The organism is Ahniella affigens, from assembly GCF_003015185.1.
Lineage (GTDB): Bacteria > Pseudomonadota > Gammaproteobacteria > Xanthomonadales > Ahniellaceae > Ahniella > Ahniella affigens.
Genome location: NZ_CP027860.1, coordinates 3,484,553 through 3,505,809 on the forward strand (window position 1 = coordinate 3,484,553; position 21,257 = coordinate 3,505,809).

Genomic DNA, 21,257 nt, shown 5'->3' on the forward strand with positions numbered 1-21,257 from the left:
GAAGTACTGAGTACATCAATCAACGGGTTATCGTGTGTTTGATGAGAGTTGATCGCAACGGCAGTGCAGATTTTGCGTTATGGCAGGCCCGGGGCCGGCCCCGATGGCCCCGCTACCAGGGCAGGTGGCCAAAGCGCTTTTTCAGAGCCTCGCATTCGGCCTGGCTTTCTGCCCCCTTGATCGGATCAGCCTGAATCTGGGCCATGCCCGAATTGGGGTGCACCGTCCTGACAATCAGCGGCCAAGGTGACGCGTGACGGCACAATGTGACCTGACCATTGCTGTGTTCCATCAGTTCGGCCAGCTGTGGACGGCTGGCTTCGATCCAGTGCTGCTGCAATGGCGCCGTCGCTTCGACCAGATGCGCCCTTCGCAAACCAGTGTCACCAAGCCGGCCCAACCAATCGCTGTCGAGGTGCCATCGAAACGATTCGTCAAAGAAACCGACGCGCTCAAACGTCCGTCGAGGCATGATCCAGCCGGATGGGGTCGGAAAGTCGGATATCCGTTGCACGTCGCCCTCAACACTCATGTCCAATTGAGTCGACGACACGAAGTCGAACTGCTGCAGGTGCGCCAATGCGGTCGCGAGGAAGTCCGGCGACCACAAATCATCGTCTTCCAGAAACGCGATGTAATCGCCTCCCGCCATCGAAAGCCCCGCGTTCAACGCGGCCGCTTGGCTCCGTGTGCCGGACTCAGCAATGATGGCGCGCTGTTGCAGGCGCCCCTGGGCGGTCTGGCCCATCCCGGCATCCACCGCAACAATGGCTTGCAGCAACGCGCCTTGCTTCAAAGCGGTCTGTTCGCGCAGGCAGTTCAGAGCGCGCTCGACGAACCACGATCCGGAAGGGTCAATAGATGGCCCTTGGAGTCGGGACGGAATGACTACGGAAACTCTGGCGCCTTGCATACTCAGTACCACTCAATGCGGATGCGTTCCGCGACACGTCGGGCTTTCTCTTTAGCCTGGAAGAGCGAATCACCGCGGGCCAATGCCACGCCCACACGCCGTTTGCCATCGACCGATGGTTTTCCAAACAGACGAAGCTCCGTATCGGGCTCGGCCAGCGCCTCACTCGCACCATGGAACATCGGCACGCCTTTGCCGCTGGCCAGAATCGCCATCGACGCCGATGCGCCGCGGCTCCGGATGACAGGAATAGGCAACCCAAGAATCGCCCGGACATGCAGCGCAAACTCGGACAGATCCTGAGAGATGAGCGTCACGAGGCCGGTATCGTGCGGACGCGGCGACACTTCGGAGAACAAGACCTCGTCACCCCGGACAAACAGCTCGACCCCAAACAAACCGTAGCCGCCCAGGGCTTCGGTAATTTTGGCGGCAATGTCCTGGGCCTTGGCGAGGGCGTCTGGGTTCATGGGCTGCGGCTGCCAACTCTCCCGATAATCACCGTCTTCCTGATAATGGCCAATGGGCTCACAAAAGCTCGTGCCTCCGCGGTGACGAATCGTCAGCAAGGTGATTTCGTAGTCGAATGGCACGAATGCCTCGACAATCACCCTGCCCTGCCCGGCCCGACCACCATGCTGCGCATAGTCCCAGGCCGCTTCGATCTGCTCGGCCCGGCGAACCAGGCTCTGGCCTTTGCCCGACGAGCTCATGATCGGCTTGACGACGCACGGCAGCCCGATTCGGCCGACCGCCGCGTGGAACGCATCGAAATCGTCGACAAACTCGTATCGCGAGGTGGCGAGACCCAGGGTTTCCGCAGCAAGACGGCGAATGCCTTCGCGATCCATGGTCAACCGCGTGGCACGGGCCGTTGGCACTACGTGAAAGCCCGCCTGCTCCAGTTCCAGGAGCGTAGGCGTATGAATCGCCTCGATTTCGGGCACGATCCAGTCCGGTTTCTCCTGCTCGATCAGGGTACGAAGCTGAACAGGATCCAGCATATTGAGTACATGTGCGCGGTGGGCCACTTGCATGGCCGGAGCATGCGCGTAACGATCGGCAGCAATGACTTCTACCCCCAGGCGCTGCGCCTCGATGGCGACTTCCTTGCCAAGTTCGCCCGATCCCAGCAACAAGAGTTTGCGCGACTGAGAACTCAAAGGCGTCGACAATCCGAGCATGATCGATCTCCAGAATAAGGCCGAAAGTTTAGCGTCCCGGACGCCCGGGCACAGCGTTGACAAGCGTCGGCGCTCGTGCGCCGGGGCACACTGGGCGCTCCTAGTGCTCGCCTGGTTTGGTGTCATGGGCGAAGCCATGGCGGATTCGATCAGCAGCGAGACGTGGTATCAGGTCTGGCTCAAGGGCGAACGCATTGGCTATGTGCGAAGCGTCCGCAACGAAACCGACCGAGAAATCAGGCACCAGGAGACGTTTTCGGTCAGTCTGAAGCGAGCGACAGACCCGGTCCGGATCTGGACCGAAGAAACCCACATCGAATCGCCGCAGGGCAAACCCTTGGGTTTTGAACTGAATCAGCGCCTGGGCGACAGCGTGGCGCAGGCGCGCGGTCAGTGGCAGCAGGATCACTGGCAGGTTGAGCAATCGGATGGTTTGCAGTGGCGGCAAGTGGCAACCACGATTCCGGCCGACGCGTTGCTGACTGAAGGCAGCGAGCGACTGATCCGCGCGGCACGTGATGCCGGCGAGAAAGAAGTGCGGTACGCAATGTTTGATCCGTCCAGCTTGAGCGTTGTGCAAGTTGCGCTGACGCTTGGCGATTTGGAAACCGTGCAGTCGCCGACCGGCCCCATCAAGGCCTACCGGGTTGACCAGATGATGCGAATGGCCGGCGCGAGCCTAGCCAGTACCGAGTGGCAGGATGCCACCGGCGAGATGCGTTACTCCCGCATGCCAATGCTCGGTACCGAACTGGAATTGGTGCTGAGCACCCAAGCCGAGGCCACACCGGAAGCAATCGGCGGTGACTTGTTCCATCTCACCTCGTTGCCCGCACCACGCGTATTGAGTGTCCGTGAGCGGTCGGCGCCAATGCGATATTGGCTCAAAGTGGACGGCCAGGTCGAACTGCCCGAGCAGGCTGGCGAGCAACGGGCGCGTCGGGTCGACGCCAAGCATTGTGAGCTGCCAGATGGCGCCAGCACCCGCTGTTTCCGAATCGATATCGATGCACCGAACTTTCGCGATCAAACCATTGCAGCACCTGAACTGAAGACTCCCAGCAGTTGGGTGCAGAGCGACGACCCAAAGATTGTCGCATTCGCCACCAAAAAAGCGCAAAGCGCCAAGACCGACTCAGAACGAATGCAGTTACTTACCCACGCGGTGTCGGCCAGATTGGCAGACAAGAACCTGGCGAGCGCCTATGCAAGCGCCAGCGAAGCGTTTGCCGACCGCTCGGGCGACTGCACGGAACACGCATTGCTGCTGGCCGCGGCAGGACGCGCCTTGGGGATTCCAACCCGGATCGCGGCCGGCCTCGCTTACACCAATGAATTTGCGGGCAGCAGCCGCGTGTTCGTCCCGCACGCCTGGACGCAAGCGTTCATCGATGGCCGCTGGCAGAGCTTTGACGCCGCGCTCGGCCAATACGATTCTGGCCACCTGCTGCTCGCCGTAGGCAATGGCGACCCAGGCATGTATTTCGGCAGCTTGAACGCGTTGGGCAGTCTGGCGATTGCCCGCATCGGCAAGGGTCGTGCCACCCCATGACGACCTGGCAACGGTCATTGCGCGTGTTGGTTCTGCTGTTTTGGTCGAGCGCAGCAGCTGGCACTTTCGCAGCTGAGCCCGACCAGAGCGTCGTCGGCGCACCGAATCTGGTTGGCATGTTGCGCGACAGCGCGATCGCCGAGGTCAGCGGGATGACCATTTCCCAACGACATCCAAACCTGCTCTGGGCAGTCAATGACAGCGACCATCCGGCGGCGTTGGAAGCGCTCGATCGGCATGGCGGGCATCTCGGTACCGTCGATGTACTGGGCGCGCACAACATCGATTGGGAAGACCTCCAGAGTTTCCAGCGGCATCAGGTGCCGCACTTGTTGATCGCCGATACCGGCGACAATGGCGGACTGCGCTCCGAGATCAGCATCTACGTGGTCGTTGAACCGAATCCAGATGATCGGACAGTGCCGCTCAGTCAGCATTTCCGGATTCGCTTCGGTGATGGCCCCCATGACGTCGAGGCGGTGTTCCTCGACACCAACAAGGACACCCTGTACCTGATCGGCAAACGCCAACGACCGGCTGGCCTTTATGCCGTGCCGTTGAACTTCGAAAAGCCGCCAAAGCGAAGGATCACTGCCCGCAAGGTCGGTACGTTTGCGACCATTCCGGGCGCAACCCCTGAGGAGATCGAGCGGCTGCCACGCTATGCCCGCTATTTCGGTCAGGCCACGGGCGCAGTTGCCGATCCAAATGGCAGCTTTGTCGTCGTGCTCACGTACAAGGACGCATTTCTGTTTGAACGCCATTTCGGCCAGTCCTGGCTGGAGGCCCTGCGTCAGCCACCCAAACCGTTCGGCCTGCCATTCATGCCACAGGCTGAGGCCATCGCGTTTGATCCCGGCATGGAAGAATTCTTGATCACCACCGAAAACCTGCCGGCGCCCATCCTGAGCGTCAAGTTGCCTTGACCGACCGTCGACGGCGTTCCGCATGCGCGGACAGCACGCCAGGGCGCCTAATGCGCGCCGAGTGAATACACCCTGCCGCCAATCCACGGCAGCAACCCACGAGACCATTGGCGCCAAGCTGAATGGTGGTGACACAGCGCACACTATGGTCGCTTGCCTGCTTTGACCGGGCTGCCATTGGGCGGCGATAATGGCGCCTTCGCCGCTGCGACTTTCAATATGGACCCGCAATTGCAAAAACGCCTGATCGGCGCTGCTGTTCTGATTGTGCTCGCTGCTGTGTTCCTGCCCATGCTGCTGGACGGCCCGGAGCAAGCGCCGGCACGCACCGATGTGCCGTTAGCCATTCCGGAACAGCCGGCCCGCGACTATCAGGTTCAAGATGTGCCGCTCGACGCCGCGACGCCGCCGCCAGCCCCGCCCACCAGCGTGGGCGCGGCCCTGAATGCCGAGCCAGCATTGCCCGCAGCCGAGGTCGACCCGATTGCGACGGTCAGCCCCGAGAACATTCCGCCGCGAATCGACGCGCGGAGCGGCGAGGTCATTGATCCAGGTACGAGTGGCAGCCCCGTCGCCGCCAATCCCGCAACGACCCAGGCCAGCACGCCGCCGCCGAGCCCGGCACCAAGCCCAGCGACGGCACCCATAGCTACGACCAGCCCCGCTACCAGCGCCCCCATTGCAGCGCCGCCGCCCGTCACGACGCCTGCGCCGAAGCCCGCTCCGGTCCCACCGCCCCCGCAACCCATCGCACCAAAACCGGCCAGTCTGCCGACGACCTCGAACCAGGGTCGCTACGTCGTCTCGCTCGGCACGTTTGCGAATCAGGCCAATGCCGCGCAATTGCGTGCCAGCCTGGCGGGGATGGGGTTTCGAGTGATCGACGACACCGTTGACGTGTCGGGGAAGACCGCCTCGCGCCTCCGTGTTGGCCCGTATGCGATGCGGTCTGATGCCGAATCAATGCGCCAGAAGATTGCGGCCGCAAATCCTGGCCTCAAACCGGTGATCACGGACTTGGATGCGGCTTCAGCGCCTGCGGCGTCCCTGCCGCCAGCGGCCGATACCGCGCCCGTGGGCTCAGGTTTTGCCGTTCAGATTGGCGCGTTCAAGGATCAGGCCGAGGCCAACAAGCTTCGCGATCAGCTGCGTGGCGGGCGCTTCGCGGCTTATGTGGAGCGGCTGAACACCGATCAAGGCCTGCTATTCCGGGTCCGGGTCGGACCCGAAGCGGAGCGTGCCAATGCCGAGAAGCTGCGTGATGCCATCAAAGCCCGCTTCAACTTGAACGGCAACGTGGTTCGGCATCCTTGATGAATGGGGCTGATCTGGCGATTGCCATCGTCGTATTGCTGTCGATGATGATCGGCCTGTTTCGCGGGCTGCTCGTCGAGGTCCTGTCGATTGCGATCTGGATTCTGGCAACCGTGCTGTCGGCGTTGGTCGGCCCCGTGCTGGCAGACGCACTTGGCGGCCAGATCGATACGCCGTCGCTCAGGATCTTTCTCGGCTATGCCCTGGTGTTCGTCGGCACGCTCCTGATGGGCGCGCTCGGGCTCTGGTTCGCGAAAAAACTGGTGCAGACCACCGGGCTCAGTGGCACCGACCGTCTCCTCGGTCTACTGTTCGGTGCCGCCCGCGGCGTGGCGCTGACGGTGCTGTTGATCCTGATCGCCGGATTGACCCCTATCCCACAGGATCGCTGGTGGCGCGAATCGCGCGCGCTGCCGGTGTTTCTGCCCCTGGCCGAAGCCGCGCTGGCTTTAGTCCCAGAGCGCCTGGCGCGTTTTGTGCAGCTTGGTCCGGCGCCGCTGGCGCCGACTTGAGCGCCAACTCCTGCCAGAATGCGCGCGCCTGGCACGTCCGATCGAATCTGAAAACTGAGGCCTGAACCATGTGTGGAATTCTTGCAATCGTCGGCCGCTCTGATGTCGGCGCGGCGCTTTATGACGGCCTGACGGTGCTACAGCATCGTGGCCAGGATGCCGCCGGCATCGCCACCGTCGATGGGGCTCGCGTGCATTTGCACAAGGCCAATGGCCTGGTGAAGGACGTGTTCAATACCGAGCACATGAGCCGGCTGCGTGGTCGTATCGGGATCGCCCATTGCCGCTATCCAACCGCGGGCTCCGAAGGTGCCGACGAGGCGCAGCCATTCTGGGTGAACTCCCCGTTCGGCATTGCGCTTGGCCACAACGGCAATCTCGTCAACACCAACTTATTGCGCAAGGAGTTGTTCGAGCAGGATCGGCGCCACATCAATACCGGCTCTGACTCGGAAGTCCTGCTCAACGTCTTCGCGCACGAAATGCAAAACTCGGGCAGCCTGCGTGCCACGGCCGAAGACGCATTCCGCGCCGTCAGCGCCGTGCATGCTCGTTGCATTGGCGGTTACGCCGTCGTGACCCTGGTGCTCGGCCTCGGCGTTGTCGCGTTTCGCGATGTGCACGGAATCCGTCCGTTGGTGCTCGGTCGTCGCGACAGTGACGATGGCGTCGAATGGGCGTTGGCGTCAGAAAGCGTCGCGCTCGACCTCCTCGGCTTCAAGCGCGAGCGTGATGTCCGGCCCGGCGAAGGCATGATCATCACCGAACAAGGCGAGTTGCTGAGCCAGCAGTGTGCCGAGCCGAAACAGCATGCACCCTGCATTTTCGAGTATGTGTACCTGGCTCGTCCGGATTCAATGATGGAAGACGTATCGGTGTACAAGGCTCGGCTGCGCATGGGCGAAAAGCTGGCGCAGAAGATTCTGCACCTGCGCCCCGACCACGACATCGAAGCGGTGATTCCGATTCCGGACACGTCCCGCACCGCCGCGCTCGCGCTCGCGCAAACCTTGGACGTGAAGTACCGCGAGGGCTTCGTCAAGAACCGATATGTCGGTCGGACCTTCATCATGCCCGGCCAAAGCGAACGCGTGAAGTCGGTGCGTCGCAAGTTGAACGCGATCGAGCTCGAATTTCGCAATAAATGCGTGCTACTGGTGGATGACTCGATCGTCCGCGGCACGACGTCCAGACAAATCATTCAAATGGCGCGTGAAGCCGGCGCCCGCAAAGTGTATCTGGCCTCCGCAGCGCCGCCGGTGCGGCACCCGAATGTCTACGGAATCGATATGCCCTCGGCCGAAGAGTTCGTTGCCCACGACCGTTCGGAGCAAGAGATCGAGCAACTCATTGGTGCCGACTGGCTGATCTACCAGGAACTCGATGATTTGATCTGGTCGGTGTCGGAGGGCAATGATGATCTGAATCACTTCGACACCAGTTGCTTCTCGGGCGAATACATCACGGGCATACCGACCGGTTATTTCGAAGATCTGGCGCGCGCCCGCGCCGATCATGCGAAAGCTGCGCGCCGCGTCAGCAAGGGCTGAGCCATGAATCGCATCTGGGTCGTGGTGCCAGCCGCAGGACGGGGTCAGCGTTTCGGCGCGGTGATTCCGAAGCAGTACGCGCCGCTCGTCGGCGCGCCGATGCTCGTCCGCACGTTGGATCGCCTGCTCGCACATCCAAAGATCGCCGGCGCCATGGTCGCGCTGGCCGCCCACGACCCGCATTGGCCGGGGCTGACCGAGCTAGAAGGCAAACCAGTGCGCACTTGTATTGGCGGCGAAGAGCGCGCCGATTCGGTACTCGCTGGCCTTCGCGCGCTTGCTGATTCCGTTGGCAACGATGATTGGGTGATGGTGCATGACGCCGCCCGGCCCTGCGTTCGGCATCACGATTTGGATGCATTGATCGAACAAGGGACGCGTCATTCGGATGGCGCGATTCTGGCTGCGCCGGTGCGCGACACGATGAAGCAGGGTGCGCCTGGTGGTCGGATTGAAAAGACGCTGCCGCGCTCGGAGCTGTGGCGCGCACTCACACCGCAGCTGTTCCGTTATGGCGCGCTTTTCGGTGCCTTGCAGCAGGTGTTGAATGATCCAGCACTGAAGCCTGGCATCACCGACGAAGCCAGCGCGATCGAAGCACTCGGCGGCCGACCGTTGCTCGTCGTCGGTGACGATGACAACATCAAGGTCACCACGCTACATGATCTGGCATTGGCCGAGTTCATTCTGACCAGCCCGGCATGAACATCCGCATCGGCCACGGGTTTGACGTGCACGCGTTCACCGCGGGCGATGGCGTTTGGCTCGGCAACCTGAAGATCCCACATGACCGCGGCATCCTCGCGCACTCAGATGGCGACGTCGTGCTGCACGCGCTCTGCGACGCGTTGTTGGGTGCCCTCGCGCTTGGTGACATCGGCCAGCACTTTCCGCCCAGTGATGCGCGCTGGAAAGGCGCCGACAGCGCGGTGTTTCTGCGCCATGTGATGAGCCTGATACAGGCCCGCGGCTACCGGCTTGGCAATGCCGACATCACGATCCTCGCCGAGCGCCCGAAAGTTGGCCCACACCGCGCCGCGATGCAGGCCCGCGTGGCCGAGATCATCGGCTGCGAAGTGGGTCAGATCAGCATCAAGGCAACGACCACCGAGAAGCTCGGATTTACGGGCCGCGAAGAAGGCATTGCAGCCGAAGCGGTCGTGCTGTTGATCCCGGATTGATCAGGCAGCCGCAGTGTTTGGCGCTGGCAAGCGACCAGCGAGTGGCAACACCAGCAAAATCGCAAACGCAAAGCCGGCAAACACCCAATCGAAATGCCCCAGATCGGCAAGCCAAACCGCGCCGATCGGCCCCATTGCACGCGCCACGCCTTGATGTTTGGCGATGCGACCGTTGATGCGACCTGCCTGACTCACACCGAAGCGCTGTTGTACCAACCAAGGCCGCGCCAACGTCATCATGCCCGAGCCGAAGCCGAACAAGGCAATTGAAAAGAATGCCGCGAAGAGACCAGGTGCGACCGCGAGCCCGATCATGCCGAGCAACATCGACGTCAGCGGAATGGTTGTCAGCCACGTGGCCGACACCTCACTGCGATGACGCGCCAGCCAGATTCGACCCGGCAGTTGCGCGACGCCAAACACACCAAGCGCGGAAGCTGCCCAGATGGCTGACGCACCTTCGGCATGCAGCTTCGGGATCACGAGCACCGCGAGTGTCATCGCCGACACGGTGCACAAAATGAAGACGATGCTGAAAGCCCAGATGTGCGGCAGACCGATTTCGAACGCGGCCGCATCAGCCTTTGCCTGATCAACACGCTCATCAGCCACTAAATACGGATACACCGCCTTCTCCAGCAACACGCCACTGGCAATCAGGAACGGAATCGCAGCCCAACCGGTAATGCGCCATCCGAAGTGACTGGTCGACCACGCGAGCAAGGGTAGAAATACCGTACTCGCCAGCCCGCCAAAAATGGTGATCGTCGACAACGCGCTCAGGCGTTCGCGGTGATCGCTGACGGCACGCGTCACGAGTCCGAATGCGGTTTCATAGAGCAGCGTGGCCATCGCGGCGCCAAGCAGCGCGTAAGACAGGTACAAAGACCAAAGCATCCGCGATAACGTCAAACCAACGATGCCGAGTACCGCAAGCAGCAAGCCCCAGCGGACCATTCGTTGCACATCGCCGTTGTCGATCTGACGACCGACCCAGGGTGCCAGCAACGCCATGACCGCCAGGCCCAACGAAAACGCGCCGGCGATTTGCACGCGCGACACATGCAGACTTTGAATCAGCGGCTCCTGCCAGATCGAGTAGCCGTAATAGAGAATGCCCCAGAGCACACATTGGCTCAGTCCCAACCACCACACGGCCCGCCGGCCCTGCTCACTCACGCTGATACTCCTTCCTGGAATAAGGACTGCGAAAAGCTTGCGGCAAGCGCTCTACGGGGCGTCAGCAAGGACTCAAGGCAGTGTTCGACATCCGACATGGGTTGAGCATGCGCCGATTACCACAACGCTGCTGGCATCGAATCAGTCGAATCAAGGGCGAAATTCGGGCAAGGGCTCTGAAACTGAATCAGCGCCCAATGAGCACGATGAGGTCCGTCACAAAGCGCCTACCAGAGCGCATCGCGAAGTTTGTACCAAGCCATTGCGGCCACGAGCATGGGCGTCCGCAACAATCGACCGCCTGGAAACGGCCGATGCTTCAACTTCTCGAACACATCGAGCCGGTTCGATTGCATCAGGATCGCTTCGCTGATCAACCTGCCCGCAAGCCCCGTGGCGGCAATGCCGTGACCAGAAAAACCTTGCGCGAAATAGATGTTCGGTGTGAGGCGTCCCCAATGCGGCGCACGACTCAGCGAAATATCCACATAACCGCCCCAGACCTTGTCGAAACGCACATCGGCAAGCTGCGGGAACACGCGCTTCATTCTTGCGGCCATGACGCCGGCCAAGTTCAACGGCTTCAGCGTGGAGTAGCTGGCGCGGCCACCAAACAACAAACGGTGATCGCTGGTGAGACGGAAGTAGTCCAAAGCCCAGTTGATGTCCGCGACGGCCATGCCGTTCTGGATCAGCGACTGGGCACGGTCTGCACGCAGCGGCTCGGTCGCACCAATATAAGTGCCGACCGGCATGATGCGGGCGTCGAGTTCGGGTGCCAAGCCATACACGTAAGCATTTCCGGCGAGGATCACCGACTCGGCTTCCACTTCACCTGCCGCTGTCTTCAGGCAAAGCGGCGCCTGTCGATTCAGGCTGATGACCTCGCTGTGCTCATAGATCTTCACACCTAACGCCAGTGCGGCTGTCGCAAGCCCGAGCGTGAAATTCAGCGGATGCAGATGCCCAGAGTTCGGGTCGTACAGTGCGCCGAGATAGCGATCCGTCGCCAATACGGCGCGCAATTGGTCGCGATCCCACCACGGCAACGCGTAATCGAAATTGCGCGCCAGATCGTCCTGCCAATGCTTCAGCTCATCCACTTGGCGCGGTTTGATCGGCACATGCGCGTGACCATCGTGCCAATCGCAATCGATTTGATAGTCGCGAATTCGCGACTTCAAGAGCTGCATACCTTCCAGCGACCAGGCAAACAGTTTCTTGGAATCGGCGAGCCCCAGCTGCGCGGTGATCTTGTGCTGATCGCAACCGAACCCGAAAATGGCCTGCCCACCACTGCGGCCGGATGCACCCCAACCAACTTCGCGTGCCTCGATGATTGCCACTTTGCGGCCCGCTTTCGCGAGTTCAATCGCCGCCGAGAGTCCGGTCAGGCCCGCACCGAGAATCGCGACATCAACGCGCTCCTTGCCTTGCAGATGCGCTTGCCGGGGAAACGGCATCGCCGTCTGCCGATACCACGAATCGACGGGCGCTTGGCCATCACGCAAGGTGCTCATGGCTCAACGCTCCAGGAACCGCTCACGCAGCACGGCCAGATTACACGGCTTAGTGGTCGCATCGAGCTGTGGCCGGATGATCTGATCGAAGGCCAAGCGGCAGGCACCACTCGATCCCGGCAAGCAGAACACAATGCGACCGTTCGCGATGCCGGCGACCGCCCGTGACTGAATCGTCGATGCACCAATCTCGGCAAAACTGAGTTGCCGAAACAACTCACCGAAGCCCTCAATGACCTTGTCGAACAACGGCAGCAGCGCTTCAGGCGTGGTATCGCGACCGGTGAACCCGGTGCCGCCCGTCGTCAGGATCACATCAACCGACGGATCGATCAGCCAGTTCGACACCTTCGCGCGCAGCAGAAATCGGTCATCCGGCAGCAACTCGCGATCAGCCAGGCGATGCCCCGCTTCGGTCAGTTTCGCCACCAACAGATCACCCGAGCGATCTTCAGCCAGCCCTCGGGTATCGGAGATCGTCAGCACAGCAATCGACAGGCTCATGGCTCACCTTGATAGAGGGTTCGACGCTGCGAACGCCGGAAGCGATGCCTCAAGCGATCCGATCGCGGCCGCCAAAATACGGCCGCAGCACCTCGGGAATCGTGATCGAACCATCGGCATTCTGATAGTTCTCCATCACGGCGATCAGCGCACGGCCCACCGCCACACCGGAGCCATTCAGCGTGTGCACCGGCTCGTTCTTGCCGGTGGCCGGATTGCGCCAGCGCGCTTGCATGCGCCGGGCCTGGAACGCATCGCAGTTCGAGCACGAGGAGATCTCGCGGAACGTGTTCTGCGATGGGAGCCAGACTTCAAGATCAAAAGTCTTGATCGCCGAAAAGCCCATGTCGCCCGAGCAGAGCAACATGCGCCGATACGGCAGGCCGAGCTTCTCCAGCACGACCTCAGCCGCGCGCGTCATGCGCTCATGTTCGGCATGGCTTTCTTCCGGGCGCGCAATCGACACCAGTTCGACCTTCTCGAACTGATGCTGACGAATCATGCCGCGGACATCACGACCGTAGCTACCAGCCTCGGCACGGAAGCACATCGAGTGGGCGGTCATCCGCATTGGCAGCTGTGCGTCGTCGACGATTACGTCGTTGACCAAGTTGGTCAGCGACACTTCCGACGTGGGAATCAGGTAGCGACGCAGCTCACCGGTCTCGGTTACGAACAAGTCTTCCTCAAACTTCGGCAGCTGACCCGTGCCGTACATCGCGTTGGCATTGACCAGCAATGGCACGTTGACTTCGAGGTAACCGTGCTCCGACGTGTGCAGTTCGAGCATGAATTGCGCGAGCGCGCGATGCAGCCGCGCCAGATCGCCACGCAACACCGTAAAGCGCGCACCCGAGAGCTTCGCCGCAGACTCGCCATCGAGCCAGCCGTTGCGCGCGCCCAGATCCACATGATCCTTGACCGGAAAATCGAACGACCGCGGCGTACCCCAGCGATGCTGCTCGACATTCGCGTGCTCGTTGCCACCAAGCGGCACCGAGTCATGCGGGATGTTCGGAACACGGGCCGCGAGATCGTTCCAGCGCTTCAGCAAGTCTTCGAGTTTGGCCTCGCCCGCTTTGAGCTCATCGCCAATACCAGCCACTTCGGCCATCAACGCCGACACGTCCTCGCCCTTGCCCTTCGCCGCGCCAATCGCCTTGGAGCGCGTATTGCGCAAGTTCTGCAGTTCTTGCGTGCGTGCCTGCACCTGTTTGCGCTCGGACTCCAGCGCCTCAAACGCGGCCACATCCAGATCAAAGCCGCGTTTTTCCTTCAGCACGGCAGCGGTTTCGGCCAATCGGCCACGAAAGAGGACAGCATCAAGCATGATCGGCACCAGACAAGCAGGAATCCACCATTATCGCGGCTTGGGGCTATTTCTGGCAATTCGTGCATGGGTCGGAGGTGACCGCCGGGCCGGACCGGTCGAACAAGGCCCGGCAGGCGGGGATCACGCTAACGGCCCCTGGGCAGCAAACGCTGCGTCCGGGATGGCAGCAAGTACAGCAGCCAGATGCCCGCCAACAGTGGTGGCAACAACCAGCCCGAAATCCAGTTGACACCGGTCAGCACCCCAATCGGCAAGGTCGCGAGCCCAACGGTCAGGACGAGCGCGCCGACAACGAGCGTTCGTTCCAACCAGCGATGCGCAAACCAGACCAGCACCATACAGACGCTGGCCAGATTCGCGACCCCGACCAAGACCAACAGCACCAGCCAAGTCCGCGGGTGCATGAGCAGGACCGGATCGTCGATTCCGATCTGATACATCGCTACCAGCAGCACCGCTAGCAATGCCGCGGCCATCAGCACCGTTGAATGTAGCGACCAGGCCAGCGTTTGCCGCATCAGGGCACTACGAAGTTCAGCACCGCGCGGAAATCCGGGCAGCAGGATCAGCGTATCGCTTGAGGCAGCCTGATCGACCCACCAGAGCGACCGATGTCGCGATGCGCCTGCATTGCCACTGAAGTCCAGTACGCGTCGGGGATGGCCGCCGACCAGCCGGTTGATCAACCGATACGCATGCGCCATCGGGATCATCGTGTAGAGCACGATCAACACGATCGCAGCGGGCGGCAGATAGGCTGCGCCCTTTTGGTAACCAACAATGAACTGTACGAGCGCGGCGCCGACGGCCACCAACAGGATCGACTTTGTCGGCCAACCGGGCGCCTGGCCCAGCGTCAGCGTCAACAACGCATGCCCAGGGCTTGTTGATTGGGTCACCCGGGCCAGTGCCTCGGCAGCCAGACTGGCATGAATGTCCGGGGCGTCGTCAGTCAACTCAGAGTCGTCGATCCCTTTGTCCTTCGATTCGGCGTCCAAATCGACGTCCTGTTCGACGTCCTGTTCGTCATCGAACTCGTCGCGTCGGTTGGCAGCTCTGTTGTACGCGACTGCCTGGTCCGCGGTGTCTGCCGCGAGCGCTTCGGGCGCGATATCCTGGACCACGCCAGACCCAAGATCCAGATGGGCAATCTGAAAGACCGAGGGCTCGGGTCGGAGCAACTGCCGCCATTGCTTGCTGTCGCGCCGCCAAGCGTAGGCAATCAGCAGGATCGCTATTGCCAGAAGACCGACATTGCCTGTCACGGCCAGGCCATCGAACAACCGCGATCCGAGATCCGGAACCAGATATTCGAGCAGCCAGATCAGCGCACGAACTAAGAGACTCACGACGAACACGAGAACGAAGTTGAGACCGAGTGCAATGGTCGCCAGCGCCAACGCCACCAGCAGTAGCCCATTGATGCCAAAGTACCAGGAACAAAATATCGGCGGCGCCAAAGCAAGCACCGCCAGTGCGACCGCGGTTCGGGGCAACAAGGTCGCTGCATTCGGCAGGCGCAACGCTTGGATGATGGGCGCGACCGCAAAGAGACGCCCGCGCATGACGGCGATGATGATCGCTGCGGCCGGCCCCATCAGTACAAAGGCCGCTGCACCAGATGACCCGTTGCGGCCGACCCCCATCAGAAACAGGGATACGTTTGTCAGGTACGCCAGAACGACCAGAATGTGCACCCAGTAGCGGGCTCGCAACAAGCACTTGGCGCTCTGCCAGCGCGCTCTGAATGGAACGGATCCCAAGCCTGTGCTGCTCACGGCAACGTGTCCAAAAACAGCTCTTCTAGCACCGGCTCTAACGGTCGGATGGACTCTGGCAAGTTGAGCGGTAGATCCTTTCTGCGCAGCAATGCAACCCAGCCGCCTTCTGGCGTTGGGTGAACAAACTGCGCATGCACGAGGAACGGTGGCCGCTCCGCCGCGCTGCTCTCGAGCCTGATGAACCGGGCCTTCAATTCACGAACCGGATCGCGAGCGATGATCCGGCCGCGATGCAACACAGCCACCTCGGCCGACGCACGTTCGATGTCGTTGAGCAGATGCGTGGTCAGGAGCACCGCCGCACCGTGCGACTGCGCAAAGCTGAGCACTTCGGAGATGATCTGGCGACGTCCGACGGGGTCGACCGAAGACAGTGGCTCGTCCAGCAACATCAACTTCGGCTGGACGGACAAAGCCCGGACAATTTCGATCCGTTGCCGCACGCCAGGCGATAGACTAAGCATCGCCCGATTGCCGGGAACCTCGAATCGCTTCAACATCGATTGGGCCACGTCCGGTCGATAGTTCGGATAGTAGCTGCCGACAAAGTCCAGGTAGTGCTGTGCGCTCAGGTCGCTCAGCGTGAACTTGTTCTGGCCAACATACGCCAGTTCAGCGAGCACCGCATCGGTCGCTTCCGACGGCGGCATGCCCTGAAGTCGAATGCTGCCGGCATCAGGTACCAGCAATCCAGCAGCGAGGTTCAGAAGTGTCGATTTGCCAGCGCCATTTCGGCCGATCAGCCCGACTAGTGCTCCCGGCATGATGCAAAGGTCCAAGCCATCCAGAACGGGCTTGCCATCATAGGATTTTCTGATTCCCTGTGCTTCCAGCAACGGCTGCGACATAGCTCTTGATCACCTCATGGTCGATGCCCCCGACGTGCTGGCGGCAATTTTCGCAAGCATACTGCCGACCAACTGTTCCGGGACCATGATCGACGCGTTTGGGCGACCTTTGAACTCGGAGTAGCGGCAGCGTTCAATCTTAGAGAAGACGTGACAGGCGCGGAGGGTACGCCTGCGCCAGAATGTGGCCGACGACACACGCCCATCACCTGTTTCGTGGCAGACTGTCAGGGATGAATACGCCAATGGATCTGGGTTGCTGAATGTGTATTCAGCATCCGCTCAATTGGCGGGAACCGCACCTATGTCCGGCCGGTCGAACAACTGCCGGGACGTTGCAGAACTACGCACCGATACGGCCAGAGACCGCCGAATCCTTAAGCAACAACAGGAGAAAGCCATGAACAAGTTAGCAAGCCAAGCAGCCGTTTTGCTGCTGTCGTTGATCGTCACCACTGCCGTGCGCGCCGAAGCAGACTGCAACATGCATTTCACGCTCAAGGGCTGGTCGGCCTTCTACAAGACTGCGAGTGGTACGGGCACGGTCACGTGTACGAACGGCCAGAGTGCCAAGGTCAAGATCAAGACCAAAGGCGGCGGCATCACGTTTGGCAAGAGCACCATCAACAACGGCAAAGGCGAGTTCTCGGGCATCACCAACATTAACGAGATCTTTGGCACCTATGTCGAAGGCGGCGCGCACGCAGGTGCGGCGAAGTCGAGCAATGCTGCGGTCATGACCAAGGGCGATGTGAACCTCGCCATTGCCGGCACGGGCAAGGGCTGGGATGTCGGTGTGGCGTTTGGCAAGTTCGTCATCAGCCGACAGTAAGGACGGCTGTTGCTGAGGCATGCAGGCTGTCTGCGCGACAGCCTGCATGTGCGTGTGGCTCACGGTTGCGGGAACAAGCCCAGGCGCAAGGCCTGGTAGATCGTCGTTGAATCAATCGTCCCGTGAATCACGCTAGCACCCGGACCAATTCCGCGCGCTACCGTGCCACCCGCCATGTCACTGTTCGAAGCCCAGACCACATAGAACGGAATCCGCTTGCCTCGGGCATCGGCCGCACTGAGGTAGGGTTGCCCCTGATCACTACTCAACAACGAACCGTTCTCAGAGCGCTTCGGTAGCGGCCGCGGCAGCTCATCCAGATCATCGCTCGTTGCGTTCATGCCACCATTGTCGGAGTCGGAACACACCACTACCGTCAAGGCTGGGTTTTTGGCGTGTTCGTTCAGCGCGAGGCGAATGGCGCGATCAGCGCCAGCAGCCGCCTCAAGTGTTGCGGGCACGTTGTTTTCGCCGGAGAGATTGTCGGTACCCTCCTCGTTGCCGACGATCAGATAGCCTTGCTCCGCGTCGCGCACGCGATCAAGTGCAAATGCCAGCATGTCATCGAAGCGCGGTGCCTGCGGCTGGAAGGGTGTGAGCTTCTGCTTCCGCATCTTGGCCTCACTCAGTTCGTTGAACGTCGCTTCAGCGGCGAACAAACCCAGCACCTTTTTGGCATCCCGCGGCAATGCTGCCAGCTCCTCACGGGTGAACACGACCACATAGCCGGCTGCCTCGGCCTCCTTCACCAGATCGCGACCATCCTGCCGCAGTCCTGCACCGTGGCGACCTTGCTTGCCCGCCGGCAGAAAGAACTGTTCACCACCACCCAGCATGATGTCGGGACCGGCAGCGAGTAGCTGCGCGGCGATGCCCGCCTCATCGTCGCGATCTTTGATGCTCGCGAGAAACGCAGCGGTGCCAGGCTCGGTAATGCTGGACGAGTTGATCAACACGAGTTTCCGACCTGCCTGCATGGCTTGGCGCGCGATGGACAGACGCTGCCCTTCAGCGTTCTTTGGAACGTCACCAGCGCGATCCAAACCGAAGCTCTCCAGATGGGTCCGCACGCCGTAAGCGTGTGTCGTCGCACCAGCATTGGATGAGGCATTGACGGAGTCATCCACTGGGCCAACATAGATGGCCAAAGCCGGCAGTGCATCCCAAGCGAGGCGGCCATCGGGCCCAACCTCTTTCATACGAAGCACGTTCCACGTATTCGCGCCCATGCCATCTGGGTGCAGAAACATGGCGCTGGCGGCAGGTGCTTTCGCGAAGGCAAGCGTCGGCACAACGGCGGACGCTAAGGCAAAGCACAACAAGGCTGAACGCATGGGATCTCCAGTCGAAAACCGGCGACGCTACCCGCACCCGATGACATCGACGTGACAGCTTGCAGGTCGCCACCTCGGGCGATCGCCGCCTGTCACCAAGCTGCCGCCAGACCTTCATGAGAGCGTCATCTGAAACGGCTGCAATCCCGAGCTTCCCCTTTGGAGCCCTTCATGAAGAGCAAACCGCTTGCGCTCGCCCTGAGCCTCATTATTGCCAATGGCCTGGTGTCGGCCCAATCCACCGGAGCGGCAATGTCTGCAGGTTCGGGGAATGCCGATGCCGACCAAGCCGAAAAGCTGGCGCCGGTGGTGGTGACGGGCGAAATCACGTATCGCGACCGCACCGAAGAACCGGCCACATTGGTCTACGACCTCGCGTACTTTCAGCGCTTCGAGCCCTTGACCGTTGGCGACATGCTGAAGCGCGTCCCGAGCGTCGCGTTTCTGTCCGATGTGCTCGAATACGACGGTGTGCGCTTGCGCGGCCTTGACTCGGGGTATACCCAAATTCTGATCAACGGCAAGCGCGTTCCGGGCGCCGGGTTCGACCGCAGCTTCTTCGTCGACCGCATCCCCGCTGAGCTCGTGGAGCGCATCGAGATTGTCCGCTCGTCGAGTGCTGACCGCAGTGGCGATGCGATTGCCGGCTCGCTGAACATTGTGCTGCGCGATGGCTATTCGTTGGACGGCGGCTACATCCGCGCGGGCGGCTTGCATTTCAATGACGACGAGATCGAACCCAGCCTGAGTGTTGTGTGGGGTGGTGAAGCAGCCGGCGGCAACCTGCTGCTCGGCGCGAACGCCCAAGGCCGTCGGAACCCGAAGGAGAAGTTCAGCCAACGATTTGCTGAGCCAAATGGCGAACTCGACAATACCGAAGTGCAGACCGACGTTCGGAGCGGCGAGGACTACTCGTTCAATGCCGATTACAGCCGCGCGGTTGGCGACGGCAATCTCGCCCTGTCCGCCTTCTTTGTGCGCACCGACCGTCTGCAGGATGAGGACTCGCTTGAGTACGTGGAAGGCATCGAGACCAACGCGAACCTCAGTGTGGTCAACGATAATGACCTCGACATTCAAACTGACAACTGGTTCGTGGGCGCGGAGTACGAGTTCCCGATGGCTGATGGTGAGACTCGGATTCGCGTCAACTATGCCGGATTGACCGACGACCAGTTCGAATTCGAGGAAGAATACGAATACCTGCGCGACAGCAACCCGTTCCCGGAGGACGATCGCTTTACGGGCGACCAGATCTTTACCGACATCGACGATCGTGAGTTGAACGCTGAGCTGCGCCATGAGCGCCATGTCGGCAGCGGTGAACTGAAGTTTGGCCTGGATGTGACGGAGAAGCAGCGCGATACACTGATCACGACCGACCGGAACCGCATCACGATTCCCAATGCCCCCGGCGCTCGCCCCACCATTCCGGGCGCCTACGGTCCGTTCCTGCCAGTCGCTGGCGGTGACAACGAGATCAACGAGCGCCGCTTGGAGCCGTTCGTGCGCTTGGACGGCGAAGCCGATTCGTTGGAGTGGGAAGTCGGACTTCGCTATCAGCACACCGACACCGAAATTGACGACGCAACGGCCGAAGCTGGCCAACAATCTGCGGACAAGCAATACGGCGTGCTGTTGCCTTCCGCACACCTGCGCTACAACCTGAACGAGACACAGCGTTTGACCGCCTCCGTGGCGCGGACGCAGCGCCGCCCGGGGTTCGATCAGATATCGCCTGCGCTGATCGTTGGCGAACTCGGTGACAACGATTTGCTCGGCAATCCGGACCTCGATCCGGAAACCGCGTGGGGTCTGGATCTTGGTTTCGAGAACCGTCTCGGCAAGTATGGTGTGGTCGGCATCAACTTCTTCTATCGCGATATCAAGGACCTGATTGAGATCGCCAACACAGGCGTCGAAGGAGATGATGGCCCAGGCAGCTTTGTGCTGCAGCCGCGCAACACCGGCGACGGCGAAGTGTGGGGTGCGGAACTGGACCTCTCGACGCCGCTTTCCGCGTTCGGCCTGGACGAGACGGGCGTGTTCTTCAACTATTCGTGGTTGGATAGCAAGATAAACGACTTCATCGGTGAGCGTCGTTTCAACAGCCAATCGAACTACGTCTACAACGTCGGCTTCATCCAGGAGCTGCCAGGCCCGGCGGCGTCGTTCGGTCTGAGCTATCGCAAGCAAGGCGATGCGTTCAGCCGTCTGGTGTCGGAAGAAGTGAAAACCTCGTACGACGGCGATCTGGAGGCGTTCATCGAAAAGCGCATCGGCAAGCAATGGACCGTTCGTTTGACCGGCTCCAATCTGTTGAATGCGTCGAAAGACGAGATCTTCGACAAGTTCAACACGATCGCAGATCAGATCGACCGCGACTACGACGAGTACGAATTGGAAACGGAGACTGCTGGTCGGGTGTATCAGTTGATGTTCCGATACGCGTTTGAGTGATCAGTGACATCAGGCAGGCGCTTCCATGGTTGGCAGCGCCTGCCTTCAAGAGGATGCATTTCACTGCGTCAAAACTCCGAGCGTTTGCGCCTCGGCCAGGTTCTTTCGTGCAAAAGATTTCGCAGCTTGGCATTGTCCGCAGCGAACTAAGAGACCTTGGCACGATCGCACCGATCGATCATCTCTTGGCGAGATTGATTCGCGGCTGAAGCCGCTCCTACAAGAACGGCCGCTCCAGACCCATCTCGCCGCAAGATTGCCGACCACTTGATTGCCGACCACTTGATTGCCGACCACTTGTAGGAGGGCCTTCAGGCCCGAACCAAGCTTGCGG

The 21,257-nt window shown here is 61.0% G+C and carries 18 protein-coding genes; 9 read left to right on the top strand and 9 right to left on the bottom strand.

The genetic code is table 11. The annotated features are described in order from the left end of the window. Nucleotides 1–112: 112 nt before the first annotated feature. The gene (locus C7S18_RS13495; RefSeq protein ID WP_106892062.1) at nt 113–913 is read right to left on the bottom strand and encodes a glycosyltransferase family 2 protein; all 801 of its coding nucleotides are present in this window, start codon (nt 911–913) and stop codon (nt 113–115) included. A 2-nt stretch (nt 914–915) separates the two neighbouring features. After that, nucleotides 916–2,097, bottom strand: a complete 1,182-nt coding sequence (gene purT / locus C7S18_RS13500) for a formate-dependent phosphoribosylglycinamide formyltransferase (protein WP_106892063.1) — start codon at nt 2,095–2,097, stop codon at nt 916–918. Between the two features lie 103 nt (nt 2,098–2,200). Here purT and C7S18_RS13505 point away from each other — a divergent pair, with 103 nt between their 5' ends. The 7 genes from C7S18_RS13505 (at nt 2,201) to ispF (ending at nt 9,132) form a co-directional block, all read left to right on the top strand. After that, nucleotides 2,201–3,649: a transglutaminase domain-containing protein gene (locus C7S18_RS13505; protein WP_170113263.1), complete on the top strand. Its 1,449-nt coding sequence runs from the start codon at nt 2,201–2,203 to the stop codon at nt 3,647–3,649. Continuing rightward, a complete protein-coding gene (locus tag C7S18_RS13510; RefSeq protein WP_106892065.1) occupies nt 3,646–4,575 on the top strand; it encodes an SdiA-regulated/phytase-like domain-containing protein in 930 nt (309 codons plus the stop codon). Before C7S18_RS13505 ends, C7S18_RS13510 begins: the two co-directional genes overlap by 4 nt. Before the next feature lie 219 nt (nt 4,576–4,794). Further along, nucleotides 4,795–5,889, top strand: a complete 1,095-nt coding sequence (locus C7S18_RS13515) for an SPOR domain-containing protein (protein WP_146151916.1) — start codon at nt 4,795–4,797, stop codon at nt 5,887–5,889. Next, nucleotides 5,889–6,401, top strand: coding sequence for a CvpA family protein (locus tag C7S18_RS13520; RefSeq protein WP_106892067.1), 513 nt, complete (start codon nt 5,889–5,891; stop codon nt 6,399–6,401). The genes C7S18_RS13515 and C7S18_RS13520 overlap by 1 nt, the downstream gene beginning before the upstream one ends. A gap of 68 nt (nt 6,402–6,469) precedes the next feature. Next, nucleotides 6,470–7,951, top strand: a complete 1,482-nt coding sequence (gene purF, locus C7S18_RS13525; protein ID WP_106892068.1) for an amidophosphoribosyltransferase — start codon at nt 6,470–6,472, stop codon at nt 7,949–7,951. Nucleotides 7,952–7,954: 3 nt separating this feature from the next. Then, nucleotides 7,955–8,656: a 2-C-methyl-D-erythritol 4-phosphate cytidylyltransferase gene (gene ispD, locus C7S18_RS13530; protein ID WP_106892069.1), complete on the top strand. Its 702-nt coding sequence runs from the start codon at nt 7,955–7,957 to the stop codon at nt 8,654–8,656. Continuing rightward, nucleotides 8,653–9,132 carry a 2-C-methyl-D-erythritol 2,4-cyclodiphosphate synthase gene (gene ispF / locus C7S18_RS13535; RefSeq protein ID WP_106892070.1) on the top strand — a complete coding sequence of 160 codons (480 nt, stop codon included), beginning with the start codon at nt 8,653–8,655 and terminating at the stop codon, nt 9,130–9,132. Before ispD ends, ispF begins: the two co-directional genes overlap by 4 nt. Here the strand turns inward: ispF and C7S18_RS13540 are convergent, their stop codons facing one another. From C7S18_RS13540 to C7S18_RS13565, 6 genes are all read right to left on the bottom strand, one after another. Continuing rightward, on the bottom strand, nt 9,133–10,311 hold the full coding sequence (locus tag C7S18_RS13540) for an MFS transporter (RefSeq protein ID WP_170113264.1): 1,179 nt from the start codon (nt 10,309–10,311) through the stop codon (nt 9,133–9,135). 227 nt (nt 10,312–10,538) lie between these two features. Continuing rightward, nucleotides 10,539–11,831 carry an NAD(P)/FAD-dependent oxidoreductase gene (locus C7S18_RS13545; RefSeq protein WP_106892072.1) on the bottom strand — a complete coding sequence of 431 codons (1,293 nt, stop codon included), beginning with the start codon at nt 11,829–11,831 and terminating at the stop codon, nt 10,539–10,541. A 3-nt stretch (nt 11,832–11,834) separates the two neighbouring features. Further along, on the bottom strand, nt 11,835–12,335 hold the full coding sequence (moaB, locus tag C7S18_RS13550) for a molybdenum cofactor biosynthesis protein B (protein ID WP_106892073.1): 501 nt from the start codon (nt 12,333–12,335) through the stop codon (nt 11,835–11,837). Nucleotides 12,336–12,384: 49 nt separating this feature from the next. After that, nucleotides 12,385–13,665: a serine--tRNA ligase gene (gene serS / locus C7S18_RS13555; protein ID WP_106892074.1), complete on the bottom strand. Its 1,281-nt coding sequence runs from the start codon at nt 13,663–13,665 to the stop codon at nt 12,385–12,387. Nucleotides 13,666–13,793: 128 nt separating this feature from the next. Then, entirely contained in the window at nt 13,794–15,386 is a 1,593-nt protein-coding gene (locus C7S18_RS13560) for a hypothetical protein (protein ID WP_146151917.1), read from the bottom strand. A 56-nt stretch (nt 15,387–15,442) separates the two neighbouring features. Beyond that, nucleotides 15,443–16,297, bottom strand: a complete 855-nt coding sequence (locus tag C7S18_RS13565) for an ABC transporter ATP-binding protein (RefSeq protein ID WP_106892076.1) — start codon at nt 16,295–16,297, stop codon at nt 15,443–15,445. A gap of 400 nt (nt 16,298–16,697) precedes the next feature. Here C7S18_RS13565 and C7S18_RS13570 point away from each other — a divergent pair, with 400 nt between their 5' ends. Then, nucleotides 16,698–17,129 (top strand): hypothetical protein, encoded by a 432-nt coding sequence (locus tag C7S18_RS13570; protein ID WP_106892077.1) that lies wholly within the window; start codon nt 16,698–16,700, stop codon nt 17,127–17,129. A gap of 59 nt (nt 17,130–17,188) precedes the next feature. Here C7S18_RS13570 and C7S18_RS13575 read toward each other — a convergent pair whose 3' ends face one another. Beyond that, complete coding sequence (locus tag C7S18_RS13575; RefSeq protein ID WP_106892078.1) at nt 17,189–18,463, bottom strand: alkaline phosphatase; 1,275 nt, start codon at nt 18,461–18,463, stop codon at nt 17,189–17,191. Between the two features lie 171 nt (nt 18,464–18,634). Between C7S18_RS13575 and C7S18_RS13580 the strand changes: the two genes are divergently transcribed. Then, complete coding sequence (locus tag C7S18_RS13580) at nt 18,635–20,923, top strand: TonB-dependent receptor plug domain-containing protein (RefSeq protein WP_106892079.1); 2,289 nt, start codon at nt 18,635–18,637, stop codon at nt 20,921–20,923. Nucleotides 20,924–21,257: the final 334 nt, after the last annotated feature.

Bases quoted from the DNA above. Each gene is read 5' to 3' on its own strand.
- C7S18_RS13495 (WP_106892062.1), bottom strand. From the start codon at position 913: ATGCAAGGCGCCAGAGTTTCCGTAGTCATTCCGTCCCGACTCCAAGGG.
- purT (WP_106892063.1), bottom strand. From the start codon at position 2,097: ATGCTCGGATTGTCGACGCCTTTGAGTTCTCAGTCGCGCAAACTCTTG.
- C7S18_RS13510 (WP_106892065.1), top strand. From the start codon at position 3,646: ATGACGACCTGGCAACGGTCATTGCGCGTGTTGGTTCTGCTGTTTTGG.
- C7S18_RS13515 (WP_146151916.1), top strand. From the start codon at position 4,795: ATGGACCCGCAATTGCAAAAACGCCTGATCGGCGCTGCTGTTCTGATT.
- C7S18_RS13520 (WP_106892067.1), top strand. From the start codon at position 5,889: ATGAATGGGGCTGATCTGGCGATTGCCATCGTCGTATTGCTGTCGATG.
- purF (WP_106892068.1), top strand. From the start codon at position 6,470: ATGTGTGGAATTCTTGCAATCGTCGGCCGCTCTGATGTCGGCGCGGCG.
- ispD (WP_106892069.1), top strand. From the start codon at position 7,955: ATGAATCGCATCTGGGTCGTGGTGCCAGCCGCAGGACGGGGTCAGCGT.
- ispF (WP_106892070.1), top strand. From the start codon at position 8,653: ATGAACATCCGCATCGGCCACGGGTTTGACGTGCACGCGTTCACCGCG.
- C7S18_RS13545 (WP_106892072.1), bottom strand. From the start codon at position 11,831: ATGAGCACCTTGCGTGATGGCCAAGCGCCCGTCGATTCGTGGTATCGG.
- moaB (WP_106892073.1), bottom strand. From the start codon at position 12,335: ATGAGCCTGTCGATTGCTGTGCTGACGATCTCCGATACCCGAGGGCTG.
- serS (WP_106892074.1), bottom strand. From the start codon at position 13,665: ATGCTTGATGCTGTCCTCTTTCGTGGCCGATTGGCCGAAACCGCTGCC.
- C7S18_RS13565 (WP_106892076.1), bottom strand. From the start codon at position 16,297: ATGTCGCAGCCGTTGCTGGAAGCACAGGGAATCAGAAAATCCTATGAT.
- C7S18_RS13570 (WP_106892077.1), top strand. From the start codon at position 16,698: ATGAACAAGTTAGCAAGCCAAGCAGCCGTTTTGCTGCTGTCGTTGATC.
- C7S18_RS13575 (WP_106892078.1), bottom strand. From the start codon at position 18,463: ATGCGTTCAGCCTTGTTGTGCTTTGCCTTAGCGTCCGCCGTTGTGCCG.
- C7S18_RS13580 (WP_106892079.1), top strand. From the start codon at position 18,635: ATGAAGAGCAAACCGCTTGCGCTCGCCCTGAGCCTCATTATTGCCAAT.